This is a genomic window from Paenibacillus sp. PastF-3 (assembly GCF_029893135.1).
Taxonomy (GTDB): domain Bacteria; phylum Bacillota; class Bacilli; order Paenibacillales; family Paenibacillaceae; genus Paenibacillus_AQ; species Paenibacillus_AQ nitricinens.
In genome coordinates this window covers 21302-42905 of record NZ_JARXWM010000020.1, presented here as the reverse complement: position 1 = coordinate 42905, position 21604 = coordinate 21302, and the positions used below count along the sequence as shown (strand labels likewise).

General features: G+C 41.6%; 20 protein-coding genes and 1 pseudogene. 16 read left to right on the top strand and 5 right to left on the bottom strand.

Annotated features, from left to right (window positions below; all coding sequences use genetic code 11):
• The first annotated feature begins 23 nt into the window (after positions 1–23).
• The 12 genes from M2444_RS27920 to M2444_RS27865 all read left to right on the top strand — a co-directional run bounded on the left by M2444_RS27920 (position 24) and on the right by M2444_RS27865 (position 12871).
• Complete coding sequence (locus M2444_RS27920; RefSeq protein ID WP_094870407.1) at positions 24–545, top strand: hypothetical protein; 522 nt, start codon at positions 24–26, stop codon at positions 543–545.
• A gap of 27 nt (positions 546–572) precedes the next feature.
• Positions 573–1115, top strand: a complete 543-nt coding sequence (locus M2444_RS27915; protein WP_094870408.1) for a hypothetical protein — start codon at positions 573–575, stop codon at positions 1113–1115.
• Positions 1112–1474, top strand: a complete 363-nt coding sequence (locus tag M2444_RS27910) for a hypothetical protein (protein ID WP_143812135.1) — start codon at positions 1112–1114, stop codon at positions 1472–1474. Before M2444_RS27915 ends, M2444_RS27910 begins: the two co-directional genes overlap by 4 nt.
• Before the next feature lie 14 nt (positions 1475–1488).
• Positions 1489–2040 carry a hypothetical protein gene (locus M2444_RS27905; RefSeq protein ID WP_094870410.1) on the top strand — a complete coding sequence of 184 codons (552 nt, stop codon included), beginning with the start codon at positions 1489–1491 and terminating at the stop codon, positions 2038–2040.
• Positions 2027–3007, top strand: coding sequence for a hypothetical protein (locus tag M2444_RS27900; protein ID WP_280788628.1), 981 nt, complete (start codon positions 2027–2029; stop codon positions 3005–3007). The genes M2444_RS27905 and M2444_RS27900 overlap by 14 nt, the downstream gene beginning before the upstream one ends.
• A gap of 78 nt (positions 3008–3085) precedes the next feature.
• On the top strand, positions 3086–4276 hold the full coding sequence (locus tag M2444_RS27895; protein WP_280788627.1) for a copper amine oxidase N-terminal domain-containing protein: 1191 nt from the start codon (positions 3086–3088) through the stop codon (positions 4274–4276).
• A 6-nt stretch (positions 4277–4282) separates the two neighbouring features.
• Positions 4283–7600: a DUF5704 domain-containing protein gene (locus M2444_RS27890; protein WP_280788626.1), complete on the top strand. Its 3318-nt coding sequence runs from the start codon at positions 4283–4285 to the stop codon at positions 7598–7600.
• 41 nt (positions 7601–7641) lie between these two features.
• A complete protein-coding gene (locus M2444_RS27885; RefSeq protein WP_280788625.1) occupies positions 7642–8025 on the top strand; it encodes a WXG100 family type VII secretion target in 384 nt (127 codons plus the stop codon).
• 109 nt (positions 8026–8134) lie between these two features.
• Positions 8135–10210: a hypothetical protein gene (locus M2444_RS27880; RefSeq protein ID WP_280788624.1), complete on the top strand. Its 2076-nt coding sequence runs from the start codon at positions 8135–8137 to the stop codon at positions 10208–10210.
• Between the two features lie 6 nt (positions 10211–10216).
• Positions 10217–10468, top strand: a complete 252-nt coding sequence (locus M2444_RS27875; RefSeq protein ID WP_280788623.1) for a hypothetical protein — start codon at positions 10217–10219, stop codon at positions 10466–10468.
• 708 nt (positions 10469–11176) lie between these two features.
• Positions 11177–12373 carry an HNH endonuclease signature motif containing protein gene (locus M2444_RS27870; RefSeq protein WP_280788622.1) on the top strand — a complete coding sequence of 399 codons (1197 nt, stop codon included), beginning with the start codon at positions 11177–11179 and terminating at the stop codon, positions 12371–12373.
• Positions 12374–12397: 24 nt separating this feature from the next.
• Entirely contained in the window at positions 12398–12871 is a 474-nt protein-coding gene (locus M2444_RS27865; RefSeq protein WP_280788621.1) for an SMI1/KNR4 family protein, read from the top strand.
• A 439-nt stretch (positions 12872–13310) separates the two neighbouring features.
• Here M2444_RS27865 and M2444_RS27860 read toward each other — a convergent pair.
• Positions 13311–13642 (bottom strand): annotated as a pseudogene (locus M2444_RS27860) (transposase); the annotation flags it as partial.
• Positions 13643–13882: 240 nt separating this feature from the next.
• On the opposite strand from M2444_RS27860, the gene M2444_RS27855 reads away from it, so the two are divergent.
• The 3 genes from M2444_RS27855 (at position 13883) to M2444_RS27845 (ending at position 17003) form a co-directional block, all read left to right on the top strand.
• Positions 13883–15940, top strand: a complete 2058-nt coding sequence (locus M2444_RS27855) for a zincin-like metallopeptidase toxin domain-containing protein (RefSeq protein ID WP_280788620.1) — start codon at positions 13883–13885, stop codon at positions 15938–15940.
• Between the two features lie 19 nt (positions 15941–15959).
• Positions 15960–16253, top strand: a complete 294-nt coding sequence (locus M2444_RS27850) for a hypothetical protein (RefSeq protein WP_280788619.1) — start codon at positions 15960–15962, stop codon at positions 16251–16253.
• 411 nt (positions 16254–16664) lie between these two features.
• Complete coding sequence (locus M2444_RS27845; protein WP_280788618.1) at positions 16665–17003, top strand: hypothetical protein; 339 nt, start codon at positions 16665–16667, stop codon at positions 17001–17003.
• A 16-nt stretch (positions 17004–17019) separates the two neighbouring features.
• Here the strand turns inward: M2444_RS27845 and M2444_RS27840 are convergent, their stop codons facing one another.
• Positions 17020–17709: a Crp/Fnr family transcriptional regulator gene (locus M2444_RS27840; RefSeq protein WP_280788617.1), complete on the bottom strand. Its 690-nt coding sequence runs from the start codon at positions 17707–17709 to the stop codon at positions 17020–17022.
• Between the two features lie 80 nt (positions 17710–17789).
• On the opposite strand from M2444_RS27840, the gene M2444_RS27835 reads away from it, so the two are divergent.
• Entirely contained in the window at positions 17790–18548 is a 759-nt protein-coding gene (locus M2444_RS27835; RefSeq protein WP_280788616.1) for an HAD-IIB family hydrolase, read from the top strand.
• A 116-nt stretch (positions 18549–18664) separates the two neighbouring features.
• On the opposite strand, the gene M2444_RS27830 is transcribed toward M2444_RS27835, so the two are convergent.
• From M2444_RS27830 to M2444_RS27820, 3 genes are all read right to left on the bottom strand, one after another.
• On the bottom strand, positions 18665–19864 hold the full coding sequence (locus tag M2444_RS27830) for an MFS transporter (RefSeq protein WP_094878742.1): 1200 nt from the start codon (positions 19862–19864) through the stop codon (positions 18665–18667).
• A 66-nt stretch (positions 19865–19930) separates the two neighbouring features.
• Positions 19931–20548, bottom strand: coding sequence for a sugar O-acetyltransferase (locus tag M2444_RS27825; RefSeq protein WP_094874455.1), 618 nt, complete (start codon positions 20546–20548; stop codon positions 19931–19933).
• A 29-nt stretch (positions 20549–20577) separates the two neighbouring features.
• Positions 20578–21534, bottom strand: a complete 957-nt coding sequence (locus M2444_RS27820; RefSeq protein WP_280788655.1) for an ROK family protein — start codon at positions 21532–21534, stop codon at positions 20578–20580.
• Positions 21535–21604 lie beyond the last annotated feature (70 nt).

Genomic DNA, 21604 nt, shown 5'->3' with positions numbered 1-21604 from the left:
AAATAAGGTGAGGAGGAAACATCATGGAGAATATCTCGACCGGACTTAAATGGGTTATCGGCATTATTGTTACCATTCTTATTATTGCCGCAGGCGTAAGTATATATCTGGTTATCAACAACTACTTCATCCGCGCACAGGAACAGACTCTGGCCCAAACCCAAATGATTAATCAAGCGGAGTTCAACAGCTATGATAACAAGGATGTATCCGGCCAGGATGTGATTAATGCGGCAATGCGGTATAAGGGACGTCCGCAGTTCGCGATTTTGATTAAAACAGGGGAAAATACGACTGGGTTCTATGCGGAGAATACTTATAAATCTAGTTACGAAGAACCTAAAGATACGTCTAATCCGGTAGTTGATTTATCTAAGAATAACAAATATACAAAGGGTGTCAGTGTTTCGACAATGCTTGATCAAACAAATACAGATTCATATAACAGAGATAATTATTTGGTGAATACACTCTCTGTCTTTAAAGCGGTTGTTTATAAGGACAGCAATGAGGAAGTTCGTTTAATTGTTTTTAAACAGAAATAAAAACGATATCGAAAAGGGTGGGTATAGATGGAGAATATTTCTACGGGACTTAAATGGGTGATTGGCATTATTGTTACAATTCTGATTATTGCCGCAGGTGTCAGTATATATCTTGTCATTAATAATTATTTTATTCGTGCCCAGGAGCAGACATTGGCCCAGACTCAGATGATCAATCAAGCGGAGTTCAATTCTTATGATAATAAGGATGTATCTGGCCAGGATGTGATTAATGCGGCAATGAGATATAAGGGGCGTCCGCAATTTTCCATTCTGATAAAGACTGGCGTAAATAAAACAGGTTTTTATGCGAAAAACACATATAAAACTTATTATGCGCCAGCGAAAGCGGCCAGTGGTGAAGACCCGGCATCAGAGCTTGATCTTGGAGACAAGAACAGTGGTGCCGATAACTTTAGTGTATCAGCAATGCTTGACCAGAGCTCAGACCAAGATAACAGTAAAAACTGTAATGTCAATACGCTTTCTATTTTTAGAGCTACCTTACATAAGGACAAAAATGATGAGGTTCGAATTATTGAATTTAATCAGAACCCGGATCATAAATGAAAAATAGCACCCAATTCCTACTAACCCTCTTTGCTTGGATCTTGTTCGCCGTAGGCGGATTTACGTTTTTGCGGCTGGAGATGGAGAGTGCTGTTCCAAACAGGCACTATGAGCTGCCGACAGTTGCATCGGCACCTTACAAAGGGACAGGTGATTTGAACAAAATTAGCGGTGAGCAGGTCATCGGTATGATCCCTCCAGCACTGGAGGGGGAATATATTTTATATATCGATGGCATTGCAATTAATGAGGAATCGGACCTTACAGCAGTGGATTTGCGTGGAGTGCCTGATGCTGCTTATCAGTTAAGAGTCACGCGAACCGATGAGATGATTACGGAAATCTCCGCCACCCGCTAGAAAGGAGGAGCCGCATGGCAGACGCGCTGAAAGGTGTAATTATAATTATTTTGCTGGCATTTGTGTTCGGAGTCTATCCGGCATTCCGTCAATCCGAAGTTGTAGAAAGGAATACTAAGCTCGCCGCCAATGCGGCTGTGGTGGAATTTGTGGATACCGTTCGTGCTAAAGGGTACGTGGATACTTCCGATTATGAGCTGTTTCTTCATTCGTTGGATGCTTCATATGGTGTTTTCAAAGTGCAAATGGAGTATTACAAAAAGAATTTACAGCCCTTATATACGAATCCTGATGATTATTCTACATTCCAGAACAGCTTTAGTGTCCGATATGACGGATATTTCAGCAAGGATATTTTGGAAATCTTATATCCGCATTCAGGACCTTTACTGGCTGCAGATGATCCAGCTAGAAGGTTTACCATGCATGTAGGCGATCTGTTCAATGTCCGGCTGGAATCTGAAGGGACGACACTTGCCTCACGGATGCGATCGCTCTTGTTTCATAGTGAAATGATTCCGGTCAATTTGAAGTATGGGGGGATGGTACGAAGTGAAGCCCCTTAGTGTTGTGCTTATTTTTCTAATTCTGGTCATTCCTCTTGTTCTTATGGGTGACACTCGAGAAGATCTTCAGGTCTTTAATCAGGACATGTATAAACGCTATTCGGATGATTTTCAAGCCGCAGTGGATGATGCTGGTGATTATCTGTCACGACTGGAACAGCAGCCTACTACCACAGCAGTGCACTATGGGCGGGAACGCCAGCTGCAACTGGATCAGGATGTGCTAAGTGTTTTTTACAGTAATTTAGCTTTGAAATTTGGGCTGGAGAACAACCAGACTGAAATGAACAATTTAAAAATGCATATACCCGCACTGGTGATGTTTGGATATAGCGGCTATACGTTGGTTACTCTGGACGACACGGCTAGTGATAGCGGGAAGGACGAACTTATGCCTGTGAGTTGGCCTGAGCGTCCCTACTACTACAAGCTTCAGAACGGCAATTTGCTTTATTTCACTTTGGATGACAATGCGCGGGTGTATGATACTAGCTCTAATGAATTCTATGAGGGGGACTATACAGCCCTGGCGGCTGAGACCAATCTTAATCCTCTGACCTCAATAGAACTATTTCACGAAATCCGGCAGAGTACGATCACATCACTCGTTGAAAAAGACTTGGCAACAGCCATTAACAGACATTTGGAGCTGGTGAAACGAATGGGCTTGTCGATTCAGTTCACCCTTCCCCGCGGCTTGCAGGAGCAATCCATACAGGATGTAGGGATCATGGCTTTTATTCAAGGTTATCCGCTTCCTGGTGGAGAACTGTTGGATGCATATTCCTTAGGTCGTGGGGCAGTAATGCGACGAAAGGTTCTGGTAGGTACCCGAAATTCAGCTGGGCGACATATTGCTTACGGAGAAAGTTGTGTACCCCCGGGGGTTACTGTTATAGAAAGTCTATTCGATCCAGAGGAGGCCGTGCGAAAAGGGTATTTTATTGAGGGTTGTGCGGTTAGGTGATAGATGTGGGATTAAAGATTTGGTATGGAGAATAGGATCATCGGATTAAAAAAAGTTTCATTGTGGAGGAGTGAGAACATGAGGGATTTTAAGTTTAATAGTCTATCAGCAATTATTAGATCAAAGAAGGCAAGAAGAGGCATGACTATAGTCATGTGTGTGTTCGCAAGCTTAGTGTTGTTAATTACTACAGCGGGAGCGGCAGGAACAGCTGCCAAAGCAGTGAACGTCATCATGGATGGGGAGAAATATCCACTGACAACCGGCCATCCCTATACAGAGAACGGGACGACGATGATTCCGTTCCGCATGATTTCGGGCAAACTTGGTACACAATCCAACTGGAACGCAGCTGCCAAGACGTTAACCCTGCAGCGAAAAGAAAACAAAATTGTGCTGACAGTAGGTTCTTCTTTTGCGAAAGTGAACGGGCAACCAGTAGCGCTTGGCGCCATGGTTGTACAAAAAGATGGAATGACGATGATTCCATTAACCGTTGTCTCTGATCTGTTATCCGCAGAAGTAGAGGTGGACGAGTTTACTCAAAGTGTACATATTCACATGCCGGGTAAAGATTTAGGGGAGCTTGATTATTTTGGAAGGAAGATACGTACGACTATCCTACCTAAGAACTATAAAAATTATCCATACATTCTGGAAGACATCCCAAATGAAATGTACGAAATGAAAAATTCCATAACATTCTATGATCCCAAGTATGCAATGACCGGATCGCTAATGTATAGTAGCAAAAAGATAACAAGTGAAGATATGGCCAAGATCATCAACCGTATGAAGATTGGGTATGATTTACGGTTGAACGTGGATTACAAAACGATTGATCCGGCAAGTTATGCAAAAGAATCTTTTAAGTACGAGAATCAGGCGATTTCTTACCGTGAGCAGAATATTAAAGAGTATGCCGAATGGGTGAAAAAGAACAAGATTCAAATAGAGGGATCAATCGATCCAGAGCCTTCAATGGTATATGACTCCGGTTTTGGTTGGTTCGTTCGATCCAAGTTCCGGTTCAGAATAAATAATTATACAGAGTATAAAGAATTGTTAAATGATACTTATCTCAAACTTGCTGATATCAGACTCTCTGGAAAATTAAAGAAGGGTGTCTGGTATGAAGGTTATGCTGATATAGCTATTTCTTCGAACTATTATGATGGTGCTGGCTATGATGGTGCTTACGGTGAAACTAAGAATTTAGATGGACTCTCCAGTTTGTTTGAAAATACTACCCTGCATGAAGTGAAGTGATGAAAGATGCGACGTAAATGTCTCCATTGCCTACTGTTTATTCTACTAATTTCTTTGTTGCTTTCGCCTTTGACTAGTCTTGTTGAGGCTGTCCCATATGCCAAGTTTGAAAATGGGTTTTTTTTATATACAACTACTTCCAATGAAGCCACCTCAAGTATAAGGTTCCAAACAGTAGGCTGGTATATTCATACCGAGCCAACGTGTGCGTCCTCTGAAGCTTATGGAGGTGAAGTACAATGTGATCCTACCAAATTAGCAGCTAATAAACATTTTAAATTACAGGATAATGGTGGAGGACATGTGACTTCAGAAACTATTGCAGGAGGGATAGTGACTACAAATTTCATGTGGACTGAAACCGAAGTGCTCCAGGCTATTAAACAAGCTAAAGCGGAACAAAATATTTCTGAAGGCACCCCGTTATACGCTAGCGCCATTATGCGGGTAGTGACGGGTCCCAGAAATAACCCCACCCAGGTTTCGGGACCCTTCCATACGCTATATCAAATAAAACATGCAGAGAGTTGGGCTCACCCCGAAGATTTTAGGCAATATTTCGATGTCGCTATAACCTTTAAAGGAAAAGACTATCCTGTTAATATGACTCTGAAGCTGTCGAACGGGACGGTGGTGAAGACTCAAGAAATAGGTAATTATAAAGCTGGCTATAATGTAATCAAATCTTTTCCAGAGACAGTTACCTATGGGGGGCAGACATATGCCATCACCAAATCCTGGCTTTCTCCGATCCTAAGGCCAGGTGAACAATTATATATTCAAAGTAAGGCTTCGAATGATCCTGCTGTGATTCAGCGTAATTTTAAGGTTTATGTAGGCGGAGTCAATATGGTAGCAAGCTACAAAAAAGACAATGACCCGCCTGAACCGGGGGAAGGCACAGGCGAATGCACATACACCATTCAACCGCCTAACAAGATCGCTGCTCCGCAAACGTCATTTATGGAACCCAATGCGAACGGAGTGATTCTTGGTGACGACGCGGCAAATGGACGTCATTTTGATGTGTCATCGGGAATCCCTACATCAGAGAATCTATATGCCAATGCCTGGACAAAGGACTATTTATTTGAACATACCTTCGCCAATATGGCAGGTGAGATTCGTTATTCCTGCAGCGTAAAGGTTACATATCCGACGAAGTGGGACGAAGCGCAGCCGAATCTTCCGGGACCAAATGGAACATCGATTCCTCAATCTCCGCTTCCTAAAATAGGGAAATTTGATAAGACCTATACCTTTGACTTGACTCCAAAAGAATATGCGTACTGGCAGGTAGATCAGTTAGCTGTTTATCAAATCGATCGTGCCCAGATGGAGAACTATGCGCTGCCTGGAGGAGAAGTCACTCTATATCCTAATAATTATGGTTCACCGACGGTTGAGCTCACCAATAGTACAGAAGTAGAAGACCATGTTGTTCCCCAAGATACGGGTGGGATAGAATTCAATCCAGAAGTGGTAGATGGTGGAGACCACGAACCGGGTCCTAACGATGTTGATGATACAGCCGTGCTCACAGATCTTGCGGAAATGCAGACCAAAGATCCTGAGGTGCAGAATGACCGTCTAGTATTTAACGGGGAAACGATTATGGATGATACCGTGGCAACCAAGACCGGACTAACTCCGGGGAGGATTCCTGATCCCCAAATCATCGGAGACGGGGTGCTTTACGAGGGTCAGTTGATGATCAATAGCGGTTTACTCAATCGGCATAATACAACCAGCACGGGTACCATTTATTATACGATGCTGTCGGAGAACGTAGAGGGAAACGGGGATCAGGAATTTTTGATCTCTCCGATTAACTCCGTCACCGTGCACACACCGGTCGTCAACTACTCGATTCTTCCTGACGATAACCGCCCATTCGATCAACGTATGACACCGGATATGACTAGGGCGGTGCTGATCTTGGATCGACCGTTCACCATACATTTTACGGAGAGTGGCCAGCATCTCAATATCCCTGGGTACGGCAACCGGGATTATGCCAAATACACGAAAAACAAGCGGATTCAATTTCCGTTTGGTGTGTTTCAAGATGGCAATTATTACCCAGAGGATACTTGGATCTACATTCCTGTAGGGACGCCGTCCATGACCTTTAAGATGCCAACCTGGGTTGATGAAGGAAACTATACGGTTCAGACGCAGTCTTGGGCGATTAATGCTCCATCGGATGGTTCAGATCTTTGCGAAGTGAATCGGAACGGAGACTTATGGAATTATTGCGCATCAGAGAGCTTCAATGTGGGTGTGGTCGGTCGGCTGTTCAATTTCCGGATCTGGGACATTGGAGATTTCCGGTTTGAGAAGGTGTTTCGAACTGGCGTTGGGACATTGGAGCATAGCAACGCGATGTATTATACCGGCGGAAATGATGAGAATGGCATACCGACCGCTTTAAGTGGACAGCCACAGTGGCAGCTGCCGATCCGCAAGGGTTCTCACCCCACGGAGCAAAGGACGGTACCACATAACGGCTATTCCTTCCTGTTTGACTTCCGGACCATCGGGAACTTGTGGCAGCCAGGCGAAGGTATCCGGATCGAGCCAAGCTTCTATTTTATTCCGAAAACTGGAGGCACAGCGACACCCGTCGATCTGTACTATGATATTTCCGGTTCGAAGAATAAGATGATCGGCGTCGGCTCCCCAAAGGACAAGCTGAGCTACACCCGGACCTACCGCTTGGCGGATGGCTTGCGGAATATATCGAATGGTGAATTATCGACGGCAGCAAGCTATGAGTACAACTATATAATGACTCAAGCGGAGCGAGATAAGACGCCTTGGTTTAAGTTCTACAAACAGTATCTAAAGCGAAAAACCAAAATCGCATACGGCTACGACATGGAAGTCCTACCCTTTGAATCGCGAACTTTAATCGGCCCGACCGACATCCCGGATGTAGTTAATCCGATCACAGCCGTCCGCAGCGTACAGCATTGGTACGGGGAGTATAACTTGCCGATTGCACCATATATCCTGCCAAAGGGAACAAACATCGTCACTCTGGCGAATCAATATGGAGGCGCATTAGATGGGCATGAGCAGGAGTTCATCACTGGCGGCTATATCCTAGTAAATTTCGAAATCTATACGGTTAAAAATGGGGATGCCGACACTCGTATTTTAGGCTACAAGGCACCTATTGCTAACATGTGGGCGATTGAAGGTCAGATGACTGGGAGCACAGATGAAATGGGGCAGACGTTCTCTTTTTCCTCTGGGGATATCATTCTGTTCGAGTCAGATTATTCTGTGCGAAACGATTATCAGGGACAGGGTAGATAGAACTTGAAATAATAACTAATAAGGAAACTGGAGTTATAATAATGAACTTAAAAGATCTTATAGGTTTGAAAAAGCATTTTTTAAGTTCATTTTTATATAAAAACAATCACTTAAAGGAGAGGTTAATAATGGCAGACAAAGTTACATTGAGTTACGAGGGATTGGCATCGCAGGCAAATACGGTTTTGAAACAAAAACAAGAGTACGATGCATTAATGAAAAAAATTATGACGACAGCAACGAATCTGAATAGTATTTGGGAGGATGCAGCAGCTAGAGATTTTGCTGAGAAGGTAAAAAGTATGCAGAAAACTTTCGATGCATTTGGTAAAGCGCTTGAAGATATTGGAACTCATATGAATAATGTATCTAAGAGTTATTCAGAACTTTCTAAAAATATTAAGAACTCTCAAAAAGGTTTCTAAGAATCTATCAATATACTTTCAACAACATGAGCCCCACTACATAAGAATGCAATTAGCTATGCAGAGTGCTGCATAGCTAATTTTATTAGAAGCAAGCAGGGGGAATCACATGGCGTCAACGAAGCTTACATTTAACGTAGATGAAGTCGAGCGCCTGCAAACGAAAATAAGACAGGTAAGCCAGGACACCAATCGGTTGTATCTCCAGTTGAAAGGTCAAGCAAGTAACTGGAGTGGTATCCCATTAGGATCAAACCAGGTGCAGGCACAGATAATCATCAACGAACTGACGGTAGAAGCGGAAAAACTGGAAGACATCATTAGAGGCGCGATAAAAGGTGTTCAGGGCGCACAGGATGAGAATAAGCGGCAGGCCAATCAACTTTTTCAGCAGCTCGGTGTTCTTGGCGGTATGTTCGAAAGGTTTGGGGGCAAAAGTGCAATAGGGAAGTCTTCTATCCCGACGACGGCTCAGAAGGCAGTCACGAATCTGATCACCTCGGTTGCTACTCTGATGGGTTGGGATGAGTTGAATAGGGATCCTAAGGTGCAGAAGCTCCAGGCAACTATTAAAAATTCAGGATTGGGAACGATCGACTCCATAGCCGCGCAAAGCAAGCTGAAGGATATCTACCTGGCGCGGGATCAGATCGCGAAGGCGCAAACCGCCTATAAGGTATATCAAACATTCGGGAACCAAGCGCAAATGGATGCAATGCATAAGCTAGCGGAAGAGGCACGCAAGAAGCTGGAATCCTTGGGTATAGACGAAGTTCAGTACCAAGTGGGGAAAGATCTAAGCGGCTATTTCAAGCAGGCGGCGGTCAAGTCGTGTGATTATGATCCGTCGATTACAACCAAAAGTGTACCACTTATGGAGAATGAAAAATATGCATTTCTGCTACGAATGTCGATGGAGAAAGGCACGAAGGGGGACTGGGCGAAGCAACAATTAGCAATGATGAAGCCACAGTCTACGATAGGACCATATGACCCACATGATTTTGTTTCGGATGAGGATATCTTAAATCGGAATAATCCTGAAGTAATCAAGCGATTGCAAGGTACGTACTGGTTCGACCTATCGATAGAGGAACAGGATCGGAGATTTGCAGAGACAATGGCCTATTATGAAAAACATGAGAAGGAGGTAGCGGATAAAAACCGTCTACTGGGAAGTGGCGTTGGAAATCAGACAATTGCCAATATTTTAGAGGGCGGAAGTAGTATCCTGACCCATGCCATCGATACGACGTCGTTTGGAATGGCAGGAACGATCACCGATTGGATTGTAGGACCGAAACTGAAGGGTTATGTAGATCCTATGGACGATCCGTACGGGAAAAAGGCTGGGCAATTTGCAGGGCAACTAATCAGCATAGGACTACCGTTTAAGTATTTAAAAGCAGTAAAGACCCCAGGCATGCTAGGGAAATTCTCACCAACTTTATTGAAATCCATGGTATCGGGTGCAATCAGTGGAACAGTGGGCGAAGCATTTGACGCATTCAATGATTATAGGGATGATGGAAAGCAAAGCTTAGGAGAACGGATAGCTACGGTTGGAGTCAATACCGTAATTGCAGGTGCCGGAGATGTAGCGATAACCGCTGGAAGCAAAGTGCTTGCTAATACGATGAGATTTGTGCGTGGGAAGCTGCGAGAAATAAAGGTAGATAAAATGGTAGATATACCCATTGAACAATTCGAATTTAAAGTAAAGGAGATAAAGGAACCCCATATTGAGGGGGGGGCAAAAGCTGATGATTTAAAATATGCTGAGTCTGGAGCAAGAAATATACCTCCAGAACAGTTCTTTAAAGAAGAAACAATTGCTGAGGAGATGTATGAGAAATTCAGAAATTTAGGGACGAAAGATATAGAAGCTATCGCAAGAAATACTGACTTTCCTCTTAGCAGGGTTCAAAGAATCAAAGATCATGTTTTTAATAGCACACATATTAAAGATCATGGTATTGGGAAGTTTGATCCTGACTATGAACTAGCACAGGCTTGGGAAAGATTAATGAATGGTAAGTATGTAGACTCTGATATACAATTATTGCATCATGAAATTTTCGAATCAAAATTTGAAGGTATATTTAAGACTAACTATAGAACAGCTCATGATAAGACAATAGAATCAGGGAGAACCTGGGATTGGGATAAGAATTATGAGGAGTGAGATTTAATGGCAGTTTTTGTGATAATGCTAAAAGACTACGAGGATGAAGAAAGAGTTGTATATAGTTATGGACCAAGTGAAGAGACAATGGGGAAAATTGAATATGATAAAATAAATGGTTTTATAAATCAACTCTCTCCAATTGACTCTGACAGTTACCCTGATGATTTCTTTTTTAAAAGAGCTGGAAGAAGACTGGCGAGAATGATTATTAAAGAGAATAACAACTTTGTTGAGAGGACAACTATTGAATCTTAGATAGTGGAAATGAAAGTCCTATTTACCAGTCCAACAACAAGATTTTACAATCAACCAACAAAATAAGTGCAACTGCTCCATTTATTGAACTTTGAGAACAATGAAGGAAAGATATGAGTGACAAAAAAATAAGTAAACTATCTGAAAAGTTTGAGAATGAAAAAACTGGTGAACAATTCAAAGGGATAACGAATATAATGGAATCTTTAGTTGAGTTCCAAGTTATAGCTCTATTTTGATATGGGAGTTATATAGTGCCTATCCATCATTTAACCAATAACACATATAACCCATGTAATACCCGTACAAAGATTTCATCACTTTATTTATACGCATAACAGATGCTTTAAAAGTATAATGCTAATGCGTTACATTAAGCAGGTCGATTATGGTCAAATATTACCATAATTGACCTCTTTTTTGTAATCTTTGTTTCTCACGGTTTTCTAAATCTATAACACCTGTATTAGATTTTGCTTCGCTAGTTGATGGTGAAAGATAGATCCCAACTATCATGAAAGATATAACGACTACTGATAGTGTTGGGGTCATTAAAGAGTAGGATTTTGTCCGCAACTTCATAGACTATTGTTACGATAGTTATCTGGTAAACAGACTGCTGACGACCAGTCAACATATACAGGTAGGCTAGATTTTAATGCGAAGCTCTAATATGGTCCGATTGTCGTTGTAGATCAATTACTAGAATTGACTTCATCAGTCGCCCAACTGGATTCCTATAATCTGTTTAGAAAGAATAAACCGGAGGATCAAGCAAAACCCGAGGATTCTAAAAATGCCTTTTATAAATCGATAGACAGTGTTAAAGAGATTGGAACGGGTTTTGTAGGTACATTAAGAACTCGTGTGGATAAAGCCACAGACACCCCCTATGACTTTTTCAGCTGGTTAACATTAGGGATAACAGGAGATATCCCAGTCGGGATATCTGAAGCAGCCAAAGATCGATCAGAGCATATGTTTGATTCAAAGGAGAAGTTTGCGGATTGGTTAACACTGGGAACAGTGGAGATGGCGAAAGGAGCATTTAATCCAGACGAAGCATGGTCAGCGGATCATTGGCTCAATAGTCTGGGAATGGTAACGTTGTTGTATGGTCCGGTAGAAAAATCTTTGCTTCCTACAGGAAGTGGAGGTCTAAAGCCTCCAAAAGGGTTAGATTCTGTAAAAGATTTTGAGGTACAAAAACCGTTGCCGGCATTCAGCACAAATGAAGGTTTTCAATTCAAGATAAATAATCTAGATGTAGATACCCCGGCACTTCCACAGACTCCGATGCAAATCAATTTTAAGAATGAAATGGATCGGATTTTAAGAGAGAAGATGGAAGGGAAGAGTGAGAGTAATCATTCAATAAAGGATGTAGAAGTGAAGGCGGTTGAGGGGACGGGTAAAGGTTATCTAAAAAATATAGATGATTTTGTTAATGGGATTAAGAAATTTGAAGATGTTCTTGATGACTACGCTCATTTTTATCAAGAAACTGTTGACTTAAATAAAAAATGGTCGTGGAATGAAGATATAATAGGAGGTGGGAATTTAACCGTAGGTCAGAAAAAACTTATAAAAGAACGAGCAATAGAGAAAAGTTTAATCCCAGAAATAAAAGTAACTAAAGTTAATGGGATGAAATATGGCTTTGCTGATTTTAAAGGCGCTGGCGTAGTTCAAGAAACAGTGTCTCTACCTAAGGAATTTTGGCTATTAAAAGATAAAGAGCAGTTTGAATGGTTAGATAAACAAATAGGAGGGCATAGAGAAGGAATGACTTGGCACCATACTGAAGTGCCAGGGCAAATGGAGTTAGTCCCATATGGTATTCATAATATAACACCACATAACGGTGGGAGAACAACAGGAATGTGGGCAGATGCACCTAGATAATATACTAAATTGAGGAGGTTTAAAATGAAGGTTGATCCAAACACAATAATACTACCATTACCCACGGAAGATCTGTTTCAAAGAAAAGAAGGATTCTGGAGAATCAAGTTACCAAATGATTTTGTTTCATTTTTAGAAGTGAATAATGGTGGTAGACCAATAAATAGTAGTTTTAAATGTAATAATCATGACTATGCTATAGACAGATTTCTATGCTTATTAAAAACACCCAGAGATAATCAGTTAGGAATGTATGAAATTGATGTAACACTAACTCAAATTGAAGATAGGCTTACCGATAATGAGGATTTGATTGGAGTTGATATTTTACCAATAGCAATTCTATTTGCTGGTGATTTTCTATGTTTAGATTTCCGTGAATCTAGAAATAATCCTAAGGTTTGTGTGTGGGATCATGAAAATTCTGGTGAACTCGATCCAGTCAGCTATCATGTTGCAGATAGTTTCGAGGAATTTCTAACAATGTTATCTGAATAGAAAGCATGAAGGGCTATCAAGAAGTGCCGAATAAACCTATGATTTAACCAGTAACACACTTAATCCATGTAATACAGGTATAGAGATTTCGACATTTCGTTTGTACGCACAGCACAGTAATGCTAGAAATTTATAACCTAAATAATGCTTTTCAGGTACATAAAACAGGTTGCTTATGGTCAGATACTACCATGATTGACCTGTTTTTTGTTATGTTCGCTCTCTTGCGGTTTTTTCAAATTTACTTGCAACTATAGAAACCTTGTAGCGATAGTGAGGGAGAGGAAGGCATAATCGCACCTTTCAAGATGGATAGCACGACAACTATAGTAAAGGTGAAATGCAAAGAATAGGACTTTGTCCGCAACTTAACGGACACTTGTAACGATGATTACGATGCAGGAAAGCAATCTGGTGACGACCAGTCAACATATACAGGTAAGGTAACTAATTTGTTCTTCGATCCCGTTTTATGCGATGGATACTTCTTAACGACAAGAGGCTCAAACTACCATAGACAGTCTCGAGGGATAACGATTTCCTGCTCTACTCACTGACTACCGTTTTCCGACTCTTTCCGTTGAGACTGTTTGGTGTGAGTTTCGCCCTGTCTTCATGCTTGCCATAGCCCAAATGAGTATCCATTTCGGCTTCTAACATCTCCTGAATCGTTTCGGTAGATAGATCCTTTAAGGCATTCTGCTCATCTTTTGCAGAAACTAAATTACTCTCTTTGATAAACTCTCGCAATTGTGTTTTGTCCAAAGTCACATGTGTTTCCCCAACCCTTCACCTGTTTTTTGCTATCTACTTATTCTTACAGCAGTGATTAGAATTAAAGAAATTAAAAGAAAGGATTTAAAGTAAAATAATGGGAAGTAAAGCCGATATATAGGTTAGGTGTGCGCTCCAAATACTTAAGTTTTTAAAGATGAAGTAGTACATAAAGACCTGTGGGGTCGAAGGAAGTAGTGCATTGGATGGTCTAAATGTAAGAACTGGAGGTCATAAATGGCATTGGACAAAATGGTATTTAAAGAAGATGAAGTCGAACGCCTGCAGACAAAAATCAAACTGGTAAGCCAAGATACCAACCGGCTTTACTTGCAGCTGAGAGGTCAGACCAATAACTGGGGTGGTATTCCGCTGGGTTCAGATTTGATACGAGCACAGACGCTTATCAATGAACTGACGGTAGAAGCTGAAAAGCTTGAAGATATTATTCGTCTTGCAGTAAAAGGTGTTCAAGGTGCACAGGATGAGAATAAGAGGCAGGCTAATCAACTTTTTCAGCAGCTTGGTACTCTTGGAGGGATGTTCGGAAAACTTGGGGGAGGCAGTGCAAGTGGGCAGTTTCCGATCCCAACGTATGCCCAGAAGATGGTCACGAAACTGATCACCTCGATTGCTTCTTTAATGGGACGGGATGAGTTGAATAGCGATCCTTTGGTGCAGAAACTCCAAACAACGGTTAAGAATTCCGGACTGGGAACGATCGACTCTATTGCAGCCCATAGCAAGCTGAAGGATATCTACCAGGCACGGGATCAAATTGCAAAAGCGCAGACTGCTTATAAAGTATATCAAGCGTTTGGAAACAAGACCCAAATGGACGCAATGCATAAGCTGGCGGAAGACGCACGCCAAAAGCTGAAATATCTAGGCATAGACGAAGTCCATTACCAAGCAGGTAAGGATCTAAGTGGGTATTTCAAGAAGCCAGTGGTTAAGGCGTGTGATTATGATCCGTCGATTACCTCCAGTAGCGTACCATTAGTTCAGAATGAATCGTATCTGCTGATGCTCCGAATGGCGATGGAACCAGGAGATCAGGGAGCCTGGGCTAAGCGCCAACTCGTAGGGGAACGACTGAATATTCCGCCGATGGAGCTTCCAGATGGGACACCGATTACCGCATATAACAATGAAAATGAGATAACACTCAACTATTTTAATGCGCATGTATTAAAACCTAACGAGACCAATTCGTTATCGGCATATTATTTGTGGTTGGAATCAACCTACGGAATGACCGAATGGCGGAAAAAAGTGGTACAAGCGGATGCGGTTACGCGCGCATTTATGGGATCTCTTATCGAGGAAACCGTTATGGGTGTTGTGGATACAGTGACGTTTACATTCCATTTTATCATAGACCCGGAGAAGACGACACAGGAAATGGCAGATACAGCATCTTATATCATGCAACATCCAGAAGTATTGGCAGAAGCAGCGAAGAAGATGTATCATAACTTTAATGAAGGAACGCCGGAGGAAAAGGCTTCCATGCTGGGTGCAGCTGCTTCTGTATTGGTACCGGGGCTATCTGTGACTAAGGGTACAAAGGTAGGAAAAGTGGCCGATGGGGTACAAGATTTTGCCACTAAAGCGATGGAAGGCGTGAAAGACCTTAATAAAGTCCTTCAGAATTCCGGTCACTTGGCTGAACTCCCGAAATTCAAGCCATTTTTAAGCACGTCAGAAGGCGTGCCTTTCAGTGTAGGAAAGATCCCCCTGGATTCGAATCCACTACCCAAAACATTTGTGCAGGAGCATTATATAAATGAGATGAATGGGTTTGGGGATGTGAAAGGTGGTAAGATTGAGGGGACGGGTGATTTTGATTACAAGGAATGGGCAGATATGCCCGTAAGTGGTCAGGTTAAACTCGCACCTAACGGTCAAAGATTAATAAGCATTCGTGATTTAAAACTATTCACGAAAGATATGAATGGAAAAAGTATCAAGGTGGTTATTGATGAAAAGGGAAAAATCTTACCTGATTTTGCGGCAGGAGGATTTGACCCAAGAACTGGTCAAATTGTACTGAAAAAAGATCCGACATATCTAAGTGCAATGCACGAGTCCTATCATGCAAAACAATGGATCGAAATTGGGAAAGAGAAATATCTGAAACTATCAACATTGGAAAGGGAAGAATATGTATATAATAAAATCATGAAAAATAAAGATTTATACACTTCTGAAGAGATTTTATTTTCACAAAGGTATATATATAAATTAAGGAATGGTGAGTGGCCTCCACCTGAGTGGAAAGGGGTTGAATGATGAGAGGGGAGGGAATACAATGAATTCAAGTTTAACTTCGGATGTAGCTTTGAGCATTGCTCAAGAATATAAAAATAAATTTGAGTTGTCAGGTGATATTTCAGATAATTTGGAGTGTGCTATAAAATTCTATAATGAATTTGATAGCATTAATGGTTCAGTTTGGTTAGTCACAGTAAGTATAGAACCAAATGATTTTTTTGCAGAAAATGAATACACAATTGTAATTTCAGATAAAGAAGCAACCGTCAAATATATTATTGACCCTAATGGTCATGTATATTGTCCACACTTAGAAACAATGACTGAGTAATTATTTGGGATATTTAAGAAAAAGAATGTGAAGACTCCTAATAGTTTGGGGCTACCCAGTGCCGAATGAATCTATCATTCAACCAATAACAGATTTAACCTATGTAATACTCGTATAAAGATTTTGTCATTTCGTTTGTACGCACAATAATGCTTGAGAATTTATAACTTACATAGAACAGGTCGATTATGGTCAGATACCACCATGACTGACCTGTTTTTTTTTATATTCATTCTCCGGTGTCGTAGCTTGCGGTGCCAATTCAAAAAAAACTCCCAATTAAAGATGTTAAAAAGGAGTAAAGCACCCCCAAAAGGGGCGTTACTCCCTTTTAACATCTAGTCTATGCTATGTTATTATTACCTTATATTTTCCTATAAATAACAAAATATAAAGTTTGGAGGTTTATGAATGAGAAGTAAGCGTAACTTGATAATGCTGTTATTGTTTGCTTTGACGATTATACTTTCAGCCTGTAATGATAAAAAAGCTGCGATATTGTCCATGGATGAAGTACGGGATCTAGCTCAGCAAGGCGAGGCTTTGTCGTGGAAGGATTTTGAAGGTTATCCCTTTGAAGACGTTGGTTCAGGTTTGTACATCCGTAAATATGAAATCAATGATGACTACCATGTGTTGGTGGGTGGCGGAAGTGTTGATACAGCTCCTCTGTATATAAATCTTGTCAAAAGAAACGGAGAAAAGATCGATATCCGTTATGATGACATCGATCATTTTATCCTCAATTAAATGATGGGCTTTTAGGTTATTCAAATCTTATTCCGTTAGATAATTCATCCAAACGCTCCCAGTCGAGTACTACAATTTCTTGCTTAACTTTATATAAGATCTCCATGTCGGTGAGCCGCTGAATGACACGGTTTAAATGGCGGGGAGTAGTCCCAATTAACGAAGCTATATCTGGGATATAGGGTGTCTGAATTTCTTTTCCAAACTCCCGCTCGAGCTTAATCGTTAATAAATAACTTGCAAGTCGTTCCTCGACAGCGCCTAGTAAGTTCGTTCGTGATGCGGATGTGCAGGTTAGAAGCTTGTAAGAAAGATGTTTCAGCAATAAGTCTTTAAAGCTATGGTTGTCCATTAGGTCAGACTCAATCTTTTGTTTCGGGATAAATAAGAGAGAGGTTTGTTGTACCGCTTCCACTTGGGATTGGACCACAACCTCCTGCACGTATTCAATGTCCCCGAATAATGACAAGGGTGAGCAGAACCGTAATAACAAGGATTTTCCCGTTCCCACACTAGAAGAGACCTTAGTACGCCCCTCCACTTGAAAAAAAATTCCGTCCAGCTCATCGCCCTCATGCAAAATGATTTCATTCTGCTCATAGACACGTAACTGAATTAAAGCATGTTTTGATGTCGTGAATACTTGATTTAGATTAAATTGTGTAATGTAATGTGCTATAAGATTTGGATCCTGAATAGTTTTCATTGCGTACTCCTTTTTGGACATCGGTCCTTTCTATTATATACGAACTCGTTATTATAGAGAAAAAGGGGAGGATATAGACGATGAAATTTATTTTTGATTTAGATGGAACCATATGTTTTAGCGGCAAACCTTTGAGTAAACGAATCGTACAAGTCTTGGATACTCTAATTGAAAAAGGACATGAGGTTATTTTTGCGTCAGCCCGGCCTATTCGTGATTTATTGCCTGTGTTGCCTGCACATATGCACCAGTTTTCTATGGTTGGCGGGAATGGAGCATTTATTGCAAAAGGTGGAGAGGTTATTTCGACGATACATTTTGACGCGCAAACTTCGGGCATCCTCTTGAAATTAATCGAAGAATTTGATGCAGCTTATTTGATTGACAGTCACTGGGATTATTCATATTCAGGTTCTGATGATCATCCCATTCGGAGAAATGTAGATCCAGAACAACGCGCCAAAAATGTAACTCCATTAGAGCTGGATGAGCTTGTGAAGATAGTTATTTTTAATAGCCTAAACGGAGAACAGTTATTAGATCAGCTACATAAACTACCTGTTGTGATATATAGACATGGTCAAGAGGACATTATAGATATTAGCCCTAAAGGTATAAATAAATGGACAGGATTACAACAATTAGGCGTAGAAATGCAGCGATTTATTGCTTTTGGTAACGATGCTAACGACATAGAAATGTTTAGACATTCCGCTCATTCAGTTTGTGTTGGAGAACACAAAGAGCTTGGTGAATTGGCAACGGAAAAGGTGAGCAACGAAGAGGAGCAAATTGTTAGAAAAATACTGGAGCTGATGAGTGGGCTGCAGATCGCTTAGTCCATCAACTGATGATCTTAGCTCGCCGTACGGTGCAGCACATACAGGGAAGCTATAGTTGAAATCCAACAAACCTGCCGATTAAATCGACAGGTTTTTTAGTAATATAGATGAGGTTAGATAAGTTCTTGGCGGCGATGTAAATAACGATATAGAATACAACCGGATATCGCGCATATCGCTGCACATAATCCGATAAAACCATAACCGGCTTGAAGTCCGCGTAACAAACCTATTTGCGTCTCTGCACCGTAAAGCCGCTTCACGCCTTCGATCACAGCACCTATAGCATAGTTGCCAATTACGCTACCTACTCCCATTAACGTGACTGTAAATGTGATGGCGGTGTCGCTGCCATGTGGATATCTTTTGGCGATAAAAGCCATAACAGTAGGATAAATCATCGCAATCCCGATTCCTGCAGCGGCAAATAGAAATGCGAGCTTTTCTCCACCCAAAATTGCGGCAAACGTACACAGGGCAGAGAAGGCTGAAAAGATGATAAGCGATAGGTTAAATCCAATCTTATCAGTAACGGGTCCGAGTAGGAGTCTTGCTAACGAGAAGCAGAGAAAGAAGGTAGACAGCATCCCGGATGCAGTAACCGTATCCCACAGGTACGCTTTTTCAAGGAAATTTACGAGCCATCCGCCTACAGCAAGCTCCGACACTACCCCGAAGGAAAGGATTAGGACCATGAGCCATAGAGCAGGATCACGGACGAGCGTTTTTAAAGGGATTCGGTCCTCATGCGGAAGATCATCACCTGGAAATGTACTCCGTAATGCAAATAGAATAGGCAGTATAGAAAGGCTAAGCATAATTAGATACATTCCGCGCCAATCCAGGGTATGACCGAATATATTTACCGTCATTAGCCCTGTTGCCAGTAGTGGAGCCAAGGTAGAACTAAATCCATAAAAGAAATGGGATAAGTTCATCATGGTCCCGGTATTTTTAACGAAGATACGTGCTCCTAGAATGGCAAGTCCAATCTCAAGCATTCCGTTTCCGATATACATCAGGAAGTATGAAGCTGAGAAGAAGGAATAGCTATGGGAGATGTAGATGAGAACGCCAGAGAATATCATGGATGCGAAAGCAATAATACTGACAGCCTTGATCCCCCACTTCCGAACCAATACAGCTGTAAAAGAACAGGCGATCAAATAACCTAGTGCATTTAGGGATAAAAGGGTACCTAGCTGCTTTTCATCCAGACTAAAGTCAAACTGAATTCTTGGAATGGCTGGCCCTTTAATATTTTCTGATATCCCAAACACAATAAACCCCAAAAAGATCGTTGCCAATTGCATGGCATACACCTTATTAAGTCCGCCAAAGCGTTTTTTCAACGTGAGAACCTCCAGAATCGGGTATCTTTATTGCTCGGTGTCTCTGTAGTACTCTTCTTTAAGCTTCTCCCAGTGTTGTTTATCGTCTTCTGTAATTTCTCTTAGCACTCTGCAAGGATTCCCCACTGCGATTACATTGTCAGGTATATCTTTAGTCACGACGGAGCCTGCGCCGATGATTACATTGTTGCCGATATTTACCCCGGGATTGATAACGGCATTTCCGCCAACCCAGACATTGTTTCCAATGGTAATCGGTGTACCGAATTCGAGCAGACTAATTCGAACGTCAGCATCGATGGGGTGGCCAGCGGTATATACACTTACTCTAGGTCCAAAGAGAACATTCTCACCTATCGTTACTTTTGCTACGTCCAGGATAATGCAGTCGAAATTGGCGTAAAAGTTATTTCCGACGGTAATATTGCTGCCATAATCGCAGCGGAAAGGTGGCTCAATATGCAACGATTCACCTGTAGACTCGAATAATTGCTTAAGTAATTCTACTCTATATTCGCCTTGTTCTTCCGTCGTATTGTTAAATAAACGAGTGAGCATTCTGGATCTTTTACTATCTCTAGCTAATTCTTCTCCACCAGCCATGTAAAGCTTTCCTGCAATCATATTCTCTTTGTTTGTTGCCATTCGTAATTCCTCCTGAAGTTCTTGTTGGTTTACCGGCGCTTTTCAACCAGCTGCAGTGAATAGGTCAAGCTTTCCAGCGTGATCGCAATTAATCCGTTCATGTAATAATCATCAGGGTGATCCAGCACAATTAGATGAGGCATATGCTCTTCTGGAATGAACGCCAGACAACTTTGATAGATAAGTGGCACATCCTCTTGTTTAACTTGTTCGCCTGTGAGTGCTATCGTTTCAGGGTTAATAACTGCTGTCAATGAGGCGATGGTATGCGCTGCCAAGGGGATAAACGTTTCCGTCTGCCCCAAACGGATAAATTGCTCCTCACGTGACATTCCAAACGGTAAAAAGGAGACTTCACCCGCGAATCTAGTATTGCCTTTGTGGATATGCCCGTCGATCATCATCCCTGCACCTGGAAAGGCTCCTTTGATAAAGGTCAACACGACGATGGTTTTATCCTCTTCGTAATCCTGCTGCTTATAGAATCCGTAAACGGTTAGATTCATATCATTTTCGACTGTGACTTCAACCTCATATTTCTCTCTGAGGAGTGACTCTAAGGGAGCATGAATTAAAGTCTTGATATCACAAATATTAATGACACCACGGTGAGCCAGTCCCGGGATTCCAATGCCAACGGCTTTGATGTTGTTATAGGCTTGAATTAGTGTGCCTACTAAATGATCAACGGTTGTAGCGTCAATACTCTCAGCCTTGATATATCCATCATCTACACGCTCGCCAACGGAATTCGTTACGGCATAGGTTAAGGATTGTTGGCCATCTTCAATTTTGGCATAGATGCATGCGATGTAGGAGAAATCGACATTATAGATGAATCTTCGGGCCGGCCGACCTCCATTCGAAGCCTCCAGCTCCGTCTCAATGACTTCACCTGTCTCCATAAGCTCATTCAGAATATTTCCGCAAGTGGCAACACTTAACCCGGTGGCGGTAGCAATCGTTGATTTGGTTCCTTCTTTCATCGATTTCAAGGCTTGCTTGATGAGCTCCTGATTTATCTTTTTAACACGAATAGAATTGTTTGCGATTTGG